Consider the following 16,736-nt stretch of genomic DNA (forward strand, 5'->3'; position numbering starts at 1 on the left):
GCTCCGCGGCCCCGCTAGTTCGCCTCGCTGAGCATCATCGAGACGATCGTCATCGGGAGCGGATTGGGGATGATCCGGAAGGTGCTGGGGATCATCGGCTTGTACGTGGCCTGGATCTTGACGGCGATCGCGCCCCCGTAGGGCGTCTGGTCCCAGCTCCCGATATTCGCCCCGGTGGTCGGATTCGCCTGGTAGACGGAGACCGTCATGCCGCTGATCGACTGCCCCGCGAGGTATTTCGACACGTAGGTCTGGATCTGCGCCGTGGTGACTTCCGGGTTCGCCGCGGTCCCGACCACGGCGAGCCTTGCCCCTTCCCTCGCCGCGTTCTGCAGCAACTGCCGGAGCATCACGATCCGGCCGTACTCGAAGACCCCCAGGATGCCGAGGAGCAGCACGTTGAGGATCAGGGCGGTCTCCACGATGGCCGCCCCGCGACGCGGCCGAGTCCGAGGCCGGTGTGACGGATTGGTCGGGCGCGGGCACATGGCTGGACCTCGGTTCTCGGGCGAGGGTGGGTCGGCTCGGCTCAGCCGGCCGGCGGCACGGGGACGGTCGTGGGGAAGGGGAAGTTCTTCAGGCTGACCCAACTCACCTGGGCCGAGAGGGTCCCCGCGCCGGAGACGGTCGGCAGGGCGATCCAGCGGACGTCGGCATAGGGGATGCTGGCCTTGACCACGATCAGGTCCAGGGGATCCGCCTGGCTCACGTCCACGGACTTGACGGTGGACGGGCTGTCGGCGTCGTAGACGGTGACCGTGACCACCAGATTGCGGGTCAAGGTCCCCGTGCTGTCGCCGAGCGCGTTCTTGATGCAATTCACCGCGACCTGCTGGACCTGGCTGTTCGTGAGCAGTCCCGAACCGGCCTGGCGGGCCGCCTCGCGGGCCCCCACGTTGAGGAATTGCTGCATCTCGAGGATCCGCCCGACCTCCCACGTCCCGATCAGCATCGTCAGGACGAGCGGGAGGCAGAGGGCCATCTCGACGGCCGCCGCCCCCGATCGCTCGCTCCGGTCGACGCCTACGATCCGAACCCGCATGGCTCCCCCCGACTGGCCCGTCACGTCATCCTCCGCGACCGGGCACGCCCCGGGCGGAGGACTCTCTGATCAACCCTATGTCACGCATCCCACCGCCGGCGGCGGCGATGAGAAAAAACCAGGCCGTTGCGACGTCGCAACGGCCTCCCCGCCATCGATCCGGCCCCCCCTCCGGCGACTCAGTTCGATTCGCTCAGCGCCGTGGAGATGGCCGTGAAGTGGAGCCGCGAGGGGACGATGCCGAGGGTCGTCGGCAGGCACGGTGTGTAGTCCCCATCCACCTGGACCGCGATCGGTCGGCCATACGCGACCTGCTCCCAGGCCCCCAGGGGAAGCCCGGTGTCGGGATCGGCCCCATAGACCTGGACATTCAGATTGTCGAGTTTCGCCGGCTTCACGAGGGCGATCACGGAGTCGCGGATCGACTGGGTGGTGACCTCACTGTCGGCCGTGCCGACGGCCGCCTTCCGGGCGCCGGCCCGCGCCGCGCTGCTCATGAGCTGGCGGACCATGACCAGCCGGCCGTACTCGAAGATTCCCATCGTCACCATCAGGAACGTGCCCAGCACGACGGCCGTCTCAACGACCGCCGCCCCTCGCCGAGCGGACCGATTGCACGTCGTTTTCGAGACCACGATGCACCCCGTGCGGTTGATGATCGGCTCGACGTACCGGCGGGCTGACCGGCCGGAGGACGCCCCGATCCTCGCCGGGGCTACCACAATTACCCCACGGCTCCCGCCGGGGGACGGCCGTTGGAAAAGAGCCACGACGACGATGCCCCCCGGCATCGTGGCGGCCTCGAACGCCGGGCACGAGCATCCGGGACGCCGCGAGATGCTCGCTCCCGAGGCTTGCGAAACGCCTCCCGGCCGGTCAAACTTGGGGCGATCGGATCGTCCGCGACCGACGGTTCTCTCCCCATTTGAATGGAAGATGACGCTGCCATGGAAACGCCGCAGGTCCGCCCCGGCGCCGTCACCTCGCCCGAGCCGCGCCGCCGGGTCCTTGCCTATTTCGCCAACGCGGCCGAGGGCAATCTCGCCATCCAGCTACTGACCTCCGTCGGCATCCCGAACGACCGCCTGGGCGTCACCCCGCCGGACCAGATGGAAGGGGGGTACGGGATGATCCTGTCGATCGGCTTCCCCGACGAGAAGCTCGTCCCGAAGGCCGAGGACATCTGCCGGAAGCTCGGCGCGAAGCTGCATCGCCAACGCGTGTGAGCCCACGATCGACGCCGGGCCCCACATCATTCCGCCACCGCGCCGACGCGGAGAGGTTCCGATGAACGACGTCCTTGACCGCAAGCCGAACGCAGCCTTCCGTTTCCTCGCCCCCGCCCTCGGTCTGGTCGCCGCCCTCGCCGGGATCCGTCCGGCGTGTGACGCCGCCGACTCCCCGGCCTCCGGGCCCCCCCCGACGATCCGCTCCGGGCCGCCCGCATTCGCCTTCAACGGCAAGGACCTGACCGGCTTCTACACCTACCTGCACGACCACAAGTACGACGACCCCGACGGCGTCTTCCAGGTCCGGGACGGCGTCCTCATCATCTCGGGCAAGGAGTTCGGCGGCATCTCCACCCGCGACGAGTTCTCGGACTATCACCTCGTCGTGGAGTGGCGATGGGGCGGCAAGACCTGGCCGCCTCGGGTGGAGAACGCCCGCGATTCCGGCATCCTCCTCCACGCCGTCGGCCCCGATGACGCCCAGGGCGGCCACTGGATGGAGTCGATCGAGTGCCAGATCATCGAGGGGGGCACCGGCGACCTCCTCATGGTCGGCGGCCGCAACAAGCCGCGGCTGACCTGCACGACCCGGACCGGCCCGGACGGCCAGCCCTACTTCGACGAGGGCGGCAAGGCGACCACACGCGACTCCGGCCGCTTCAACTGGTGGGGCCGCGACCCGGCCTGGAAGGACGTGATCGGCTTCCGAGGCGCCCGCGACGTCGAGAAGCCCCTGGGCGAATGGAACCGCCTGGAGGTCCTCTGCGACGGCTCGACGATCACCAACATCCTCAACGGCCACGTCGTCAACGTCGGTACCGGCGCCAGCCACACCCGCGGCAAGCTCACCCTCCAGTCCGAGGGCGCCGAGATCCAGTTCCGCAAGTTCGAGATCCGGCCCATCCTGCGGTGACGGAGATCCTCCCTCTCCAGGGAAACAATCGTCACCCGTCCGCTCGCAGCCCCGAATTCATTAGGAATTCGTGCCCGGCTCGTGGAACCCCAGCAGCCGAGGATAGGCCCCGCCCATGTCCCTCGCTTCCGTTCACGCTCATCCGCACCGTCGGCTTCTGCTGATCCTGGTCGGGCTGGCCCTGATTGGCGGGACGATCCTCCGATTGGCCTGGCTGTCCGAGATGGAGTGGAAGGACGACGAGTCGTGGACGTTCGAGCATGCCCAGCAGATCGGCTCGGGAGCCGCCTGGTACTGGACGGGAATGCCCGCGAGCGTCGGGATCCCCAATCCGGGCCTGAGCGTCTGGATCTTCAGCCTCCCCGCGATCCGGCTGCACGATCCCGTGTCGATGACCGCCTCCGTGGCGGTGCTGAACATCGCGGCCCTGGCGGCCTTCATGGGCCTGGCCCTGACGCGCATCGGTCGTGATCAACGCCTCACCTGGCTGCTGGGCACCGTCCTGCTCTGCGTCAACCCGGTGGCGGTCATGGCCTCGCGGAAGCTCTGGGCCCAGGACGTGCTGACGCCCTGCACCGCGCTCGTGATTCTCGCGTTCCTGTCGAGGCGGAGCCGCTGGGGATCCTTCGCCTGGGGCCTGAGCGGGACGCTCCTCGGCCAGATCCACCTGAGCGGGTTCTTCTTCCAGGCCGCCCTGGTCCTCTGGTCCCTGCTCGACTCGCGAGGCCGGGACGACGTTGAGTCCGACGCGGCCCCTCAGTCCCCGCCCCAACCGGGTCCGTGCTGGAGGGCCTTCGCCTGCGGCACCGCCCTGGGCGCCCTGCCGATGATCCCCTGGGTCTATCAGCTCCTCTTCAACAAGCAGGGGCAGGCAGCGACCAACCCCAGGGAACCGGTCACGCTCGCGCTTCGTCTTCAGATGATCCGACGGCTCTTCGGCTTCCTGTTCCTCAATCCGCTCGGGCTGACACCGACCTATGTCTACTTCCGGACCGACTTCTGGTCGTTCCTGCGAGGGCCGGTGATCCTCGGCCGGGCAACGTGTCTCGTCCTCGCGGCGCACCTGGCGATCGCGGGCCTCTTCGGGCTGGGCTTGCTGAACCGGCTGGCTCGCTGGTTTGAACGCGAGAAGGGAGCCGGGGCCGCACCAGGCCTGAGAGATCGCCTCTCGCTCCTGTGGAGCAACCGTGCCGAAGAACGCTGGCTCCCGTCGGCCGTCGTCGTGATCTACACCTTGATCCTGCTGCTGATCATCCCGATGGCCTATTACCACTATCTGATCATTTGTTCGTGGTTCCTGTCGATTGCCCTCGTCCAGTTCCTCAGGACGAGCTTCCCGAGGCGAGGGTTGGCGGTCGTCCTGGCCATGGGACTGCTCCAGTTCCTCCTCTCCCTGGGCCTGCTCTGGCACATTCACGAGCACGGGTCGACCGCCGATGAGTACGGGAGCCCCTATCGGCTTCAGGCGGAGGATCCCGGCGGACGGAGATCGGCCAGCAACCCGAGCCTCCATCCGGAATGGCCCCTGGCGAATGGACTGGCGCTTTTGGCTGGCGCCGAGGTCGATTTACGGCAGATCGGAAGCCGACCGATTTTGGTCTGACACCAGGAATTCTCGATGGAATACAATGGAGATTGAGTCCGCACGTAGGCTTTGCCGCGCGATCCGGACGCTCCCGCGACCCTCTGGCTTGGTGGATCCAGGAGTAAGCCGTGGCCACGGTCGGTCAAGAGAATGACTCTGGAGAACCCCGGCCCGTCGATCCTCAGGTCTTGCTCGACCACATCTCGATCAGGGGTTTTCGGAGCATTCGCTCGCTGGAAGAGGTCGAACTCCGGCCGCGCAACATCCTCATAGGCGCCAACGGATCGGGCAAGTCGAACTTCCTCTCGGTCTTCTCCTTCCTGAGAGCGATCAGGCAAGGCAAGCTCGTCAGCTATACGGAGATGGCGGGCGGAGCGGAACAACTCGTGCATTTCGGATCCAAGGTCACTCCGCAGATCGACCTGGATCTCTCCTTCAGGGGGGGCACGAACGGATATCAAATCACGCTCAACGCAACGCCCGGCGATCGCCTGTCTGTGTACAGGGAAAACTGCAGGTACTGGGACAAACAGAAATACCCGTCCCCATTCACCGAGTCACTTCGAGGCACGGCAGGTGAGGCCGGGATCAGCGCGCCGCAAAACCGCACCGCTCGATATGTTCAAGGCTACCTGGATAGCTGGCAGAAGTACCATTTCCACGACACGAGCGACAGTTCGCCGATGCGGAAGACGGCCTCGTTGAACGATAACTGGTCGCTCAGGCCGGACGCTTCCAACATCGCCCCGTACCTCTATCTCCTGAAGACCCGCGACCCCTCGTCCTATCAGTTGATCCGTCGGACCATCCAGCAGGTCGCCCCGTTCCTCGACGACTTCCACCTCGAGCCCCTTCGCCTCAACGAACAGACCATCCGCCTCGAGTGGAAGCACCGGTCGAGCGACCGCTATTTCGACGCCGGGTCCCTGTCCGACGGCACTCTGCGATTCATTTGTCTGGCCACCCTCTTCGCCCAGCCGTACGATCACCGGCCATCCCTCATCATCGTCGATGAGCCCGAGCTCGGCCTCCATCCCTCCGCGATCACTCTGCTGGCCAGCCTGATCAAGTCGGCCTCGACGACGACTCAGGTGGTCGTGTCGACCCAATCCGCGCTCCTTCTCGATCACTTCGAACCGGAGGATGTCCTGGTCGCAGACCTCGTGGACGGTGCAACCACCCTGCATCGCCTGAGTTCCGAGGACCTTGCGGTATGGCTTGAGGACTACAGCCTCGGTCAACTCTGGGAGAAGAACCAGTTCGGCGGGAGGCCTGGGCGTGGCTAGGATCTGCATTCTCGTCGAGGGGGAGACCGAAGAGACCTTCGTCAGAGAGTTGCTCGCAGGTCATCTCATCACGAGCGGATTCCACAGCGCCTCGGCGAAGCTCATGGGCAACGCTCGCCTCAGGTCGAAAAGGGGTGGCGTCAAGTCGTGGATGTCGATCCGAGCCGAGATCGTGCGGCATTTGAGCTCGGATCCCGGGATCTTCATCAGCACGATGGTTGACTATTACGGCAGGCCCTCGGATCCCGAGAAAGGGTGGCCGGGACGAAGCCAGGCCCCGTCCCTGCCGTTCGATCAGCGGGCGTCATCGGTCGAGAAGGCGATGTTCGACGCCATCGCCAAGGAGGTGGGAGACGCGAGGAGATTCGTCCCATTCGTCCTGATGCATGAATTCGAGGCGGTCCTCTTCAGCGAGTGCGGACTGATGGCCATCGCGATTGGCCGGCAAGACCTCGAGGCGTCGTTCCAGGCCATTCGCGATGGCTTCGGCTCACCGGAGGAGATCAACGACTCTCCGACCACGCACCCTTCGAGGCGTATCGCGGCTCTCTTTCCTGGTTACCAGAAGCCTCTGCATGGGAATCTCGCGGCGCTGGACATCGGACTGGCGAGGATCCGTGAGGAATGTCCCCACTTCCGAAGCTGGCTGGAACGACTCGAAAGCGTGATCTGATCGATTCCCCCGATCAATACCCCATCGCCGCCCCGTCCTTCCTCGGATCCGAGCCTCCGATGAGGACACCGCGGTCGATGTCGATCCGGATCGCCTGGTAACCGCCGAAGCCGCCGGGCTGGGCCTTCACGACCTTGTGGCCCTTGGCTTCCAACGCCCGAATCGCCTCGTCGGAGAAGCCGGACTCGACGGTCACGGTCCCGCCCCCTTGCGCCGCGGGCTGGCCGGTCGGCTCCGAGGAGCCCAGGTGGCGGAACCGCGGGGCGTCGCCGGCCTCCTGGACGTCCATGCCGAAGTCGATCATGTTGCAGAGGACCTGGACGTGGCCCTGGGCCTGCATGTCGCCCCCCATCACGCCGAAGCTCAGCCAGGGCTTGCCGTCCCTCGTCACGAAGGCCGGGATGATCGTGTGGAACGGCCGCTTGCCCGGCTCCAGCCGGTTCGCGTGCGACTCGTCGAGCGCGAACAGGCAGCCTCGATTCTGGAGCGCGAAGCCGAGCTTGCCGGGCACGTGGCCGGAACCGAAGCCGTTGAAGTTGCTCTGGATCAGGCTGATGGCGTTGCCCTGGCCGTCGGCCACGGTCATGTAGATCGTATCGGCCTGGAGCGGCTCGCCCGGGACGGGGCCGGCGTTGGCCTTTGCGGGGTCGATGAGCTTCTGCCGCCTCGCGGCATACGCCTTGGAGATCAGCTCGTTGACCGGGACCTTCGCCTTATCCATGTCGGCGTAGTAGCGGGCCCGGTCCTCGTAGGCGAGCTTCTTGGCCTCGATCATCAGGTGGAGTGCCTCGGCGGAGCCGAAGCCCATCGTCTTCAGGTCGTGCGGCTCCAGGAGGTTCAGCATCTGGAGCGCCGCGATCCCCTGGCCGTTGGGGGGCAGCTCCCAGACGTCGTAACCCCGATAGTTCACCGAGACCGGGTCGACCCAGCTCGATGCGTGCGCGGCGAGGTCCTCGGCGGCGAGGAGGCCGCCGACCGATTGACTGTACGTCCCGATGGCCTCGGCGATGGCCCCCCGGTAGAAGGCGTCGCGGCCGGAGTCGGCGACGAGTCGGAGCGAGCGGGCCAGGTCCGGATTGCGGAAGACGTCGCCCACCCTCGGGGCATGCCCGTCGACCAAATAGCAGGCGGCAGAGGTGGGCACGGCGCCGAGCGCCCGCTCGGACGCCCGCCAGTCGCCGGCAATGATCTCGCTGACGGGGAATCCGGCCTCGGCGTAGTGAATGGCGGGCGCCAGGAGCTCGGCCAGGGGGCGACTGCCGAACCGGGAGCGGAGCTGATCCCAGCCGTCGACGCAGCCGGGGACGGACCAGCTCAGCGGGCCGCTCGTCGGGATCTGGTCGTGGCCTCGCTGGCGGAAGTAGGCGATCGTCGCGGCCCGGGGCGAGCGCCCCGACGCGTTCAGGCCGTAGAGCCGCCTCGACTTCGCGTCCCAGACGATGGCGAACAGGTCGCCCCCCATGCCGCAGGACATCGGCTCGACCACGCCGAGGACCGCGTCCGCCGCGATGGCCGCGTCGATCGCGTTGCCGCCGGCCTGGAGGATGCGGATCGCGGCCGCCGAGGCCAGGGGCTGACTCGTCGCCGCCATCCCCTCGCGCGCCACCACGGCCGAACGCGTCTTGTGCCGCGGGCCGTGGGGACGGTCCGCGGCGAGGATCTTCGAGCTCGACATGACGGCGATGCCGGACCAGAGGAGAAGCAAGGTAATGAGTGGGACGAACGGCGGGCTGTGTCGAAGAGTCATATGGCTCCCTTCACTGGAACGCGTCGATCTCCGCGCGGGTTGGCAGGGCGGGCTGGGCCCCGGGGCGCGTCACGGCCAGCGCGGCCCCCCGGACGGCCCGGCGAACGGCGTCGGGGAGGGCCAGTCCCTCCGCCAGGCCGGCGGCCAGGATCCCGTTGAACGCGTCGCCGGCGCCCACGGCGTCGACGGCCTCGACCCGGGGGGCCGGCACGGCCACGGCCTCGCGACCATCGGCCACCAGGCACCCCTCCGCGCCAAGCGTCATGACGACCGTCCTCGGCCCCATCGAGAGCAGTCGGAGGGCCAGGGACTTTGGCTCGGGCCGCTCGCCGGGCCGGGTCCCGGCGAGCATCAGGGCCTCGACCCGGTTGGGCGTGATCAGGTCGGCCTCCCCCAGGAGGTGGCGGACCTCGGCCTCCGTCAGCGAGGGGGCCGGGGCCGGATTCAGGATCACCGTCATGCCCGCCTTCCGGCCCCGCCGCAGGGCACGGATCGCGGTCGGGATCGGGATCTCGAGGCCGACGAGGAGGATCTCGCCGGGGCGGAAGATCGAGTCCGGCAGGCCATCGATGTCGGACGGGCTCAGCTCCAGGTTCGCCCCCGAGGCCACGCCGATCTGGTTCTCTCCCCCTTCGGAGACGAAGATCAGGGCAACGCCCGAGGCGACGCCCGGGACGATCCGCGCATGGGAGACGTCGATCCCTTCCCGCCGATAGCCATCGAGGGCGCGACGGCCCAGGTCGTCGTCGCCGACGGCCGTCACAAAGACGACCTCCGCGCCGGCCCGGCGCGAGGCGACGGCCTGATTGGCCCCCTTGCCACCGGCCGTCACGGCGAAGTCTCCGCCCAGGACGGTTTCGCCGGGGCCGGGCAGCGAGGGGACGCGGACGGTCATGTCGGTGTTGCTCGATCCGACCACGACGACCCGGGAAGACGGACCGCTCACTGGATGCCTCCGTACGTCCGGCCGACCCAGTCGCCGGTCATGCCCAGGAACTCCTCGCGAGAGAGCTGGAAGACGTCCCTGAGCGTGTCGGCGAGCTTGTCCTTGCCCTTCGCCATCCCCTCCGCGAACGCCGGGAAGGAGCCTCGCATGGCGGGGGTGCGCTGGATCGCCTCGACGAGCGCGAAGCCGATGGCCCGGGTGTCCGCCTCGGTCGCCTGGTCCCCCTCGTCGAGGACCTCGGCGGTGGGCGTGGTCCAGCCCTTGCGATACTTCGCCAGGGCGGCCGCCCGAAGCCGCTGGTAGTACGGGCTCCGCGGCTCGAGCTGCGAGGCCAGGAAGGCCCCGGTCCCCGCGGCCAGCCATCGCGGCGACTTGCCGCGCGCGGCGACGGACGCATCGCCGAGCGCCTCCGTGAGCAGGCCGCCGAGGGTCCGGTCCGAGGCCACGTCCCGATCGTCCGCCCGCTTCCCGCGCGGCCGGCCTCGACGGGCCGTGACGGGCTCCTCCTTCCGCCCCCCCAGCGGGTCGATCACCGCGACGTACGGATGAGCGACCCTGAGATTCCCCGTGGAGACGACGTCCGACTCGATCTCCCGGTTCTCGACGGTGCGGACGAACTCCACGAAGTCCTTGCGGTCGTTGAAGACGTACAGGCCGATCTTCTCCGGCCAGTCCACCCCGGCCGGGCCGAGGAGCCGCTTGAGATGAGCCTGCTGCGCGTCCACCGCCTTCACGGCGGCGGCCGCGCGGTCCGCCGGCAGCGTCCCGAGCAGCGCGACGTATTCGCCGGTCGCGGCCTCGGGCTTGAGGCCCGGGTTCGCCTGCTTCCATCGCGAGCGGCCCGCGGCCTCGACCCTGGCGTCGCGCTCCCTGGGATCCATCCGCGCCAGCTCGTCGCGGCGGAGTTGCTCCGGCGACGCCGCGTAACCGGCGATCGGCGACTTCGGATCCAGGCCCGGGTCGAGCAGCGCCCCCGCCTTGACCCACCGCTCGATCCGGGCGATGGCCGCCTCGGCCAAGCCGGCGTTGTTCCCCCCCTGGGGCATCCTGGGCTCCTCGTCCCCCTTGATCCGCAGGACCAGGTGGGATTCGCCCGGATTGCCGGGGGCGATGACCTTCTCTTCGGGGGTCCCCTGCATCAGCTTCGCGAACGTCGTGAGGTCGAGCTTCCCCCGAGCCTTGCCCGGGCGGTTCTCGCTGTGGCATCCCACGCAGTTGGCGACCAGGATCGGCGCGACATCCATGCGGAAGCTGATCGGGGCCTCGGCGCGGCTCGCCGCGTCCCCGGATCCCTTCGCGTCCTGGGCCAGTCCGGGACGCACGAGAACCTGGATGGCCAGGACGGCGACCAGTAGTGACCCGATCCAGGCACGAGGGCGTCGCGTCGCGGGCATGGGGCGGTTCCCGGAAGAGGGCGATCGAGCGGTCTTGCCGCTCCATTCTCGCCGCGCCCGGGGGCCTTGGCAAGCATCGTCGAGCGATCTCAGCGGGAGAGCGTCAGGGGAGTTTCTCTGGTCGCGGTCCGTCCCGCGATCACGTCGGTCACGGTCAACCGGAGCCGGTACTCGCCGGCCGCCAGGCCCTCCGGCAAGTCGACGCGCGTGCTCACGTAATTGTCGCGGAGACGGCGCGGGGTCTCCGCCTCGGCCTCGCCCAGGGCCTGGCTCCAGGCGACCTCGCCGGAGGGGTGGCTCGCCAGCTCGACGCGCGAGGAGAGGTGCGAACGGAACCCTGCCGGCGAAGGCTGGTAGGTCAGGTCCGAGAGCTCGCAGTAGACGATCACCGGCTGGCCGGGTCGGAGCTTAGCCGGGTCGATCGGCTCGAATCGGCCGAAGCCCTCGACCTTGCGGCAGAGTCGAAGCTCGGCGATGGCGAAGGGATTCGCCTCCGGCGACGCCCCCCCGCCCGACCCATGCCCGGACGCCGCGCGGACCGAGGAACGGAGGCGTTCCAGCGATTCCCGCCAGGCATCGGCGGAGTCGCCCTCCGGGGCAGGCGTCGGGGTTTCGACGAGCTCCGGCGCGGCCTGGAGCGAGGGCATGAGGTCGTCGATCGACCGCTCCGAAGGGCCATCCGGGTGAGGCTCCGCGGCCTGCTCCCGAACCGTCGAGGCGGGCTTCACCAGCGGCGGGGCCGTCGAGTCGGCTGGCGTCCCTTCAACCCGCGAGGGCGCGACGGGCGAGGCCGGCGCGACGGGCGAGGCCGGGCGTCCCGGGTCCTCGTCCCGGAGGGCCAGTCGGCGGACCTTATCCAGCTCCTCGGTCTGGACCTTCTCCTGGGCCTCGGCCCGGCGGAGGGCGGCGTCGAGCATGGGGGTGGCCCGCGGCGTGACGCCCGCGGGGGGAGAATCCATCCGGTCGACCGCGACGGGATCCGAGGGGACCTGTGTCGCGCTCGCGGCGACGACCGGGACCGGCTCCGCCTGATCCTGAGGAGTATGCGGCGCATGCCCCTGGGCGAGGACGGGCGGCGGGTCGGGGGGTGGATCCAGCCTCTGGAAGGGCGACCGTCGACATCCCGGCGCCATCGCGATGAGGCACGCGCCCGCCAGCAGGAGACCGGATCGCCGCATCTCGCGACCTTGCGACATCGAACGCCCCATCCTTGTTCCGTGACCGAGGCCGGGCTCCGCCCCGAGTGAGCCGGCACGCGAGCCGAGACGAGAGATGATGCGGCCCCTCTACCGGAAATCGGGCCCGCGGGCAAGGTCAACCCGCGGGCCCGTCCGGGCGTCAGGGCGCGTCAAGCCATCCCGGCGAGGTCGAAAAGCAGGACCTCCGCCTCCGCATCGCCCCCCGCGCGGATCGTCAGGAGCGGTTCGTCCGAGGAGGCCGCGCCGTCGCCCGCGGAGAGCCTCAGGCCGTTCAGGTCCACCTCACCCCGCAGGACCTGGAGCCAGCCATGGCGACCCGGCACCATCGCCTGAGAGACCGATTGGCCGGCGTCCAGGGTGGCCAGGTAGAGCCGCGCATCCTGGTGGATCTTGAGCGAGCCGTCCGCGGCGTCGGGCGAGGCCACCAGCCGGAGCCGGTTCTTCCGGTCCGAGACGGGGAAGGCCTTCTGCTCATACGAGGGCTCGAGGCCGTCCCGCTCCGGGAAGATCCAGATCTGATAAAGGTGCACCGGCTCCGAGTCCGACGCGTTGAATTCGCTGTGCGTGATCCCCGTGCCGGCCGTCATCCGCTGCAGCTCGCCCGGCCGGATCACGCTGCTGGTCCCCATGCTGTCCCGGTGCGCGAGCCCTCCTTCCAGGACGTAGGTGATGATCTCCATGTCCTCGTGCGGATGCGTGCCGAAGCCGTGCCCCGCCCGGACCCAGTCCTCGTTGATCACCCGGAGCGCCTGGAAGTGCACGTGCTTCGGGTCGTGATAACGGCTGAACGAGAACGTGTGCCGGGTGTCCAGCCAGCCGTGATCGAAATGCCCCCGCTCCTCGGATCGACGAACGCGAATCATCGTGACCTCCCCTCGATAGTTAATGTGTTAACCAACATCGCAAAATCAGGGCAGGGCTTCCGGGCCGGGCCGAGCTCTTACCGCTTCCCAGAGGGCGATGGAAGGGGTGACGGGTCCGAGCCGCGGCGATCGATCCCCCGATCGCTGCTCGCCCCGGGCTACCCCTCGCCTCTCCCTCGCGATGTTCGTTTACACACAGACAGTTTATATACTGACTATCGTCTCGTCAAGGGAAGCGGTCGGCACGGGAGGTCGGAGGCACCGGGTCGGATCCTCAGACAGTGACCGCGATCCGCTTCTGGACGGAGATGGGGATCATGCCCGCGTCGGGGAGGAAGCTGGCCACGGTGCTGATGTCGCGTCCGGGCTGGATCTGCGTCCAGAAGGCGAACCGATACTTGGCCAGCTTGAATCCGTGCGAGGGGAGTTGCGAGGCGTTGAGGAAGACGCGGATCACGGGCCCGCGGATCTGGATCTTCGAAGGATCGATGGCCTGCGAGGCGCCCGTGGTCAGGTCGGTGATCGTCCCCGTGGCGGAGGTGCCGAACGGGGCGACGGTGAGGGTCACGATCGTGTCCGGGGTGATCTTGGGTCGGGCGGCGAAGATCGGCCCCAGGGACGCCCCTGCGCCGCGGTCGAGCGCGAATTGATAGTAGGTGGTGCTCGGGTCGTGGAACGGCCCGCGCATGATCGCACCGAGCTCCACGATGTTGTTCTTGAAGACGGCCGCCCCGGCGACCTGGGGGAGGAGCTGATCGTAGGGCTGCCCGACGAAGAGGGACTGGACCCCCGGCGTCCGGACCGCGAAGCCGGGCGTCGAGTAGGCCGTGAGCTGCCCGCTCACGAACCGGGCCAGGACACCGTTGAGATTACGCACCTGCGAGCGGAGGAGCTTCGTCCACTCGCTCCCGAGGCCCCCGTTGAGTGCATTCAGAATCGCCGCGACCCCGGCGGGGTCCGTCTGGATGCTCGACCGGATCGACCGCACCAGGGCGCTCCGGGCCAGGGTGGTGGCCGTCAGGCCCGAGCCGCTGAGCAGGGCCCTCCCCTCGAGGCTCTCCACGACGGGCCGTGCGATGCGTGAGATATTGCGACCAGGCATGTTAGAGGCTCCGGGAGGCGAGAATTTTCCACGATGGGCTCATCTGAAATAATAGTATGCACAACATGGACCCTGAGGAGGATTGTCGCTCATGCGCTGGATCGGCATCGACGAGGCCGGTTATGGCCCCAATCTCGGGCCGCTCGTGATGACCGCGGTCATCGCCGAGAGCGTCGAGGGGACGGCATCGACCGGTCGTCGAGCCGGGGAGATGGACGAGCCTCCGGATCTCTGGGCCGAACTGCATGGCTCGGTCGCCCGGGCCGGAGGGGACTCCGCCCGCCTCTGGGTGGATGATTCCAAGGCCATCCTCCGCGGCGGCAAGGGGAGAGACAGCCTGACCGCGACCTGCCTGGCGCTCCTCCGGGCCGTGGGCCGGGCGCTCCCCGAGGACCCTCGCGGCCTCTTCGAGGCCGTCCACGCCGGGACCCCGGCCGAGGTCGAGCTCGCCACCTGGGCCGGGGCGGACGGGGGCCACGGCGGCTGGCCCGCGGGTTGCGGACCATCCGAGGTCCGGACGCGAATCGGCTCCGATCCGCTCGCGCCCGCGTCCGGTCGATGGCGGTTCGTCGAGGTCCGGACGGTCGTCTTCGGGCCGGAGCGGTTCAACCGCCTGCTCGACCTCCACGAATCGAAGGCGGCGGTCCACTTCCAGGCCTTCCGGCACCTCCTGGAGGATGCCTGGCAACATGCGCGGGGCGGACGGCCGGCGCTCCTGGATTGCGACAAGCACGGCGGGCGGCATTACTACCTGGAGCCGCTCTGTCGGGCCTTCCCGGAAACCTGGATCGACCGGGGCGAGGAAGGACCGGAACTGAGCGAGTACACGCTCCGCGGCGACGGTCGCGTGCTTCGGCTGCGGCTCCGCCCTCGCGCCGACGCCCGCAACGGACTGGTCGCCCTGGCGTCGATCGTGAGCAAATGCCTGCGCGAGGTCTGGATGGATGCCTTCAACGGCTACTGGACCGCGCGGGTCGCGGGGCTGCGGCCGACGGCCGGCTACCCCGTGGATGCCGCGAGGTTCCGCGCGGCGATCGACCCTCTTGCCCGGGAGCTGGGCCATCTCCCCGAGACCTGGTGGCGAAGGAAATGACCGTCGGCGGGGGGACACGGCGGGGACGGACAGGCCCGGGGCCGCGAGCCGGTCTCAACGCTCGCGGTAGACGATGCGCCCCTTCGTGAGGTCGTACGGCGTGATCTCGACCGTCACCCGATCGCCGGGGACGATGCGGATGAAGTTCTTGCGCATCTTGCCCGCGATGTGGGCGAGGATGCGGTGGCCGTTCTCCAGTTCGACCATGAACTGGGTATTGGGCAGGGCCTCGACGATGCGCCCTTCGGTCCGGATCGGTTCTTCTCTGGCCACGCGGGCCTCCTTAAGAAATCGGCGGCGGCCCCGCGAAACGAATCGCGGGCCGCCCGACCGTGAGACGTAATCCGTCCGCCGGGCTGAACGACTCCCGTCCGCCGCGCCTCAGTGGTGGGAGGGGCGCCGGGGACTCGTCGGCGAGCAGGTCGTAGTGCCTCGCGAAGCCTGGCAAGAGCTCGCTTCTCAGTCTAATCGATCGGCCCGAAGTTGACCAGCGAGCAGGTCACGACGTCGGGGTGAATGGAGGGAGGACGCCCTCGACCGCGAGCCGGATCCGGTAGACCTCGTCCACCACGGTCAGGGCAAGCGTCGCGCCGTCGCGCCCGCACCAGGCGAGGTTGGAGGGGCGTTTCGGCGTCGCCAGGATTCCCAGGAGCGCCCCGGACGGCTCGAAGACCCAGACCCCCTGGGCGACCGCGACGTACAGCCGGCCCTCCCGGTCGACCTTCAGCCCGTCCGGCCCGCCGGGATGGTCGGGGTCCAGTCGCACGACGACCCGGCTCGAAGCGGCCCGGAGCGTCCCGTCCGCCCGGACGTCGAAGGCCCGGACGTGATAGCGGGCCGTGTCGCAGACGTAGAGGGTCTTCTCGTCGGGCGAGAAGGCCAGGCCGTTGGGCTTCTCGAAGTCGTCCGCGACCAGCCGGGTCCGCCCGGGGCTGTCGGCGGCCAGGTCCAGGATGTAGACCCCCTGGAAGTGGAGCGATCGATCGGCCGGCTGGACGCCGTAGGGCGGGTCCGAGAAGTAGAGCAGCCCGTCCGACCGCGCGACGATGTCGTTGGGGCTGTTCAGCCGCCGGCCCGACCAGTCCTCGGCGACGGTCTCGACGCGGGAGCCGTCGGGGTCCATCCGCGAGACTCGTCGGCCGTCCTGCTCGCAGAAGACGATCCGGCCGTCGCCGGCGAATGTCTGCCCGTTCGCGCCCCGCGTCTGCTCGCGGACGATCCGGGCGGCGCCGTCCGGATCGATCCGCCAGGTCCGGTGCGCCTTCATGTCCTGGAAGAGGATCGAGCCGTCGGGCCGCCAGAGGGGCCCCTCGGTGAACGTGAACCCGCCGCCCAGCCGTTCCAGGGGGGAGTCGCCGACCAGCCGCGACAGGCCCGCATCCCTCAGGATCGTCGTCATCCCCGAGCCCTCGACCGAGCCAGCGGATCCGCGGGGCCCTGGAGACGGGCCCGGCCGCGATCCACGCCTCCTATAGATAACCGCTCGGGGACCCCTGGGACCAGCCGCGAATCGGGACGATCCGCCGGGCTCGATTGGGGAGGAACCCGCGCGGGCCCGATCGCTATTACCCCGGCAAGGAAGTTGATCAAGCTCACGGATATCGAACGGCCTCCTGAATCCCCCCACGCTCGGGGACGCGAAATCCGGCTCTCCCCCTTACGAA

The 16,736-nt window shown here is 68.8% G+C and carries 17 protein-coding genes; 6 read left to right on the forward strand and 11 right to left on the reverse strand.

The genetic code is table 11. The features are described from left to right. Nucleotides 1–14 precede the first annotated feature (14 nt). The 3 genes from G6O54_RS31265 to G6O54_RS38450 all read right to left on the reverse strand — a co-directional run bounded on the left by G6O54_RS31265 (nucleotide 15) and on the right by G6O54_RS38450 (nucleotide 1,833). A complete protein-coding gene (locus tag G6O54_RS31265; RefSeq protein ID WP_165232756.1) occupies nucleotides 15–422 on the reverse strand; it encodes a TadE/TadG family type IV pilus assembly protein in 408 nt (135 codons plus the stop codon). Between the two features lie 107 nt (nucleotides 423–529). Then, nucleotides 530–1,042 (reverse strand): TadE/TadG family type IV pilus assembly protein, encoded by a 513-nt coding sequence (locus tag G6O54_RS31270; protein WP_165232759.1) that lies wholly within the window; start codon nucleotides 1,040–1,042, stop codon nucleotides 530–532. Between the two features lie 179 nt (nucleotides 1,043–1,221). Further along, nucleotides 1,222–1,833: a TadE/TadG family type IV pilus assembly protein gene (locus G6O54_RS38450; RefSeq protein ID WP_256369016.1), complete on the reverse strand. Its 612-nt coding sequence runs from the start codon at nucleotides 1,831–1,833 to the stop codon at nucleotides 1,222–1,224. A 156-nt stretch (nucleotides 1,834–1,989) separates the two neighbouring features. On the opposite strand from G6O54_RS38450, the gene G6O54_RS31280 reads away from it, so the two are divergent. The 5 genes from G6O54_RS31280 (at nucleotide 1,990) to G6O54_RS31300 (ending at nucleotide 6,728) form a co-directional block, all read left to right on the forward strand. Further along, nucleotides 1,990–2,268, forward strand: a complete 279-nt coding sequence (locus tag G6O54_RS31280; protein WP_165232765.1) for a hypothetical protein — start codon at nucleotides 1,990–1,992, stop codon at nucleotides 2,266–2,268. A gap of 61 nt (nucleotides 2,269–2,329) precedes the next feature. Continuing rightward, nucleotides 2,330–3,184 (forward strand): 3-keto-disaccharide hydrolase, encoded by an 855-nt coding sequence (locus G6O54_RS31285; protein ID WP_165232768.1) that lies wholly within the window; start codon nucleotides 2,330–2,332, stop codon nucleotides 3,182–3,184. A 115-nt stretch (nucleotides 3,185–3,299) separates the two neighbouring features. Then, on the forward strand, nucleotides 3,300–4,787 hold the full coding sequence (locus G6O54_RS31290) for a hypothetical protein (RefSeq protein WP_165232770.1): 1,488 nt from the start codon (nucleotides 3,300–3,302) through the stop codon (nucleotides 4,785–4,787). Between the two features lie 110 nt (nucleotides 4,788–4,897). After that, the gene (locus G6O54_RS31295; protein ID WP_205679095.1) at nucleotides 4,898–6,055 is read left to right on the forward strand and encodes an AAA family ATPase; all 1,158 of its coding nucleotides are present in this window, start codon (nucleotides 4,898–4,900) and stop codon (nucleotides 6,053–6,055) included. Further along, nucleotides 6,048–6,728 (forward strand): DUF4276 family protein, encoded by a 681-nt coding sequence (locus G6O54_RS31300; protein WP_165232773.1) that lies wholly within the window; start codon nucleotides 6,048–6,050, stop codon nucleotides 6,726–6,728. Before G6O54_RS31295 ends, G6O54_RS31300 begins: the two co-directional genes overlap by 8 nt. Before the next feature lie 13 nt (nucleotides 6,729–6,741). Here the strand turns inward: G6O54_RS31300 and ggt are convergent, their stop codons facing one another. The 6 genes from ggt to G6O54_RS31330 form a co-directional block, all read right to left on the reverse strand. Next, the gene (ggt, locus tag G6O54_RS31305) at nucleotides 6,742–8,475 is read right to left on the reverse strand and encodes a gamma-glutamyltransferase (protein ID WP_165232776.1); all 1,734 of its coding nucleotides are present in this window, start codon (nucleotides 8,473–8,475) and stop codon (nucleotides 6,742–6,744) included. Nucleotides 8,476–8,485: 10 nt separating this feature from the next. After that, nucleotides 8,486–9,421, reverse strand: coding sequence for a ribokinase (locus G6O54_RS31310; RefSeq protein ID WP_250847181.1), 936 nt, complete (start codon nucleotides 9,419–9,421; stop codon nucleotides 8,486–8,488). Next, nucleotides 9,418–10,815, reverse strand: coding sequence for a c-type cytochrome domain-containing protein (locus G6O54_RS38205; protein ID WP_250847182.1), 1,398 nt, complete (start codon nucleotides 10,813–10,815; stop codon nucleotides 9,418–9,420). The genes G6O54_RS31310 and G6O54_RS38205 overlap by 4 nt, the downstream gene beginning before the upstream one ends. An 89-nt stretch (nucleotides 10,816–10,904) precedes the next feature. Next, nucleotides 10,905–12,011: a hypothetical protein gene (locus tag G6O54_RS31320; protein ID WP_165232785.1), complete on the reverse strand. Its 1,107-nt coding sequence runs from the start codon at nucleotides 12,009–12,011 to the stop codon at nucleotides 10,905–10,907. Between the two features lie 152 nt (nucleotides 12,012–12,163). Next, the gene (locus tag G6O54_RS31325) at nucleotides 12,164–12,877 is read right to left on the reverse strand and encodes a pirin family protein (protein ID WP_165232788.1); all 714 of its coding nucleotides are present in this window, start codon (nucleotides 12,875–12,877) and stop codon (nucleotides 12,164–12,166) included. A 274-nt stretch (nucleotides 12,878–13,151) separates the two neighbouring features. Continuing rightward, nucleotides 13,152–13,979: a hypothetical protein gene (locus G6O54_RS31330; protein WP_165232791.1), complete on the reverse strand. Its 828-nt coding sequence runs from the start codon at nucleotides 13,977–13,979 to the stop codon at nucleotides 13,152–13,154. A 91-nt stretch (nucleotides 13,980–14,070) separates the two neighbouring features. Here G6O54_RS31330 and G6O54_RS31335 point away from each other — a divergent pair, with 91 nt between their 5' ends. Beyond that, nucleotides 14,071–15,072 carry a hypothetical protein gene (locus G6O54_RS31335; RefSeq protein ID WP_165232793.1) on the forward strand — a complete coding sequence of 334 codons (1,002 nt, stop codon included), beginning with the start codon at nucleotides 14,071–14,073 and terminating at the stop codon, nucleotides 15,070–15,072. Between the two features lie 54 nt (nucleotides 15,073–15,126). Here the strand turns inward: G6O54_RS31335 and infA are convergent, their stop codons facing one another. Continuing rightward, nucleotides 15,127–15,345, reverse strand: coding sequence for a translation initiation factor IF-1 (gene infA, locus G6O54_RS31340; RefSeq protein ID WP_148592059.1), 219 nt, complete (start codon nucleotides 15,343–15,345; stop codon nucleotides 15,127–15,129). Between the two features lie 226 nt (nucleotides 15,346–15,571). After that, a complete protein-coding gene (locus tag G6O54_RS31345) occupies nucleotides 15,572–16,471 on the reverse strand; it encodes an SMP-30/gluconolactonase/LRE family protein (protein ID WP_165232796.1) in 900 nt (299 codons plus the stop codon). Between the last annotated feature and the right edge of the window lie 265 nt (nucleotides 16,472–16,736).

This window comes from Aquisphaera insulae (assembly GCF_011064615.1).
GTDB classification, from domain to species: Bacteria; Planctomycetota; Planctomycetia; order Isosphaerales; family Isosphaeraceae; genus Aquisphaera; species Aquisphaera insulae.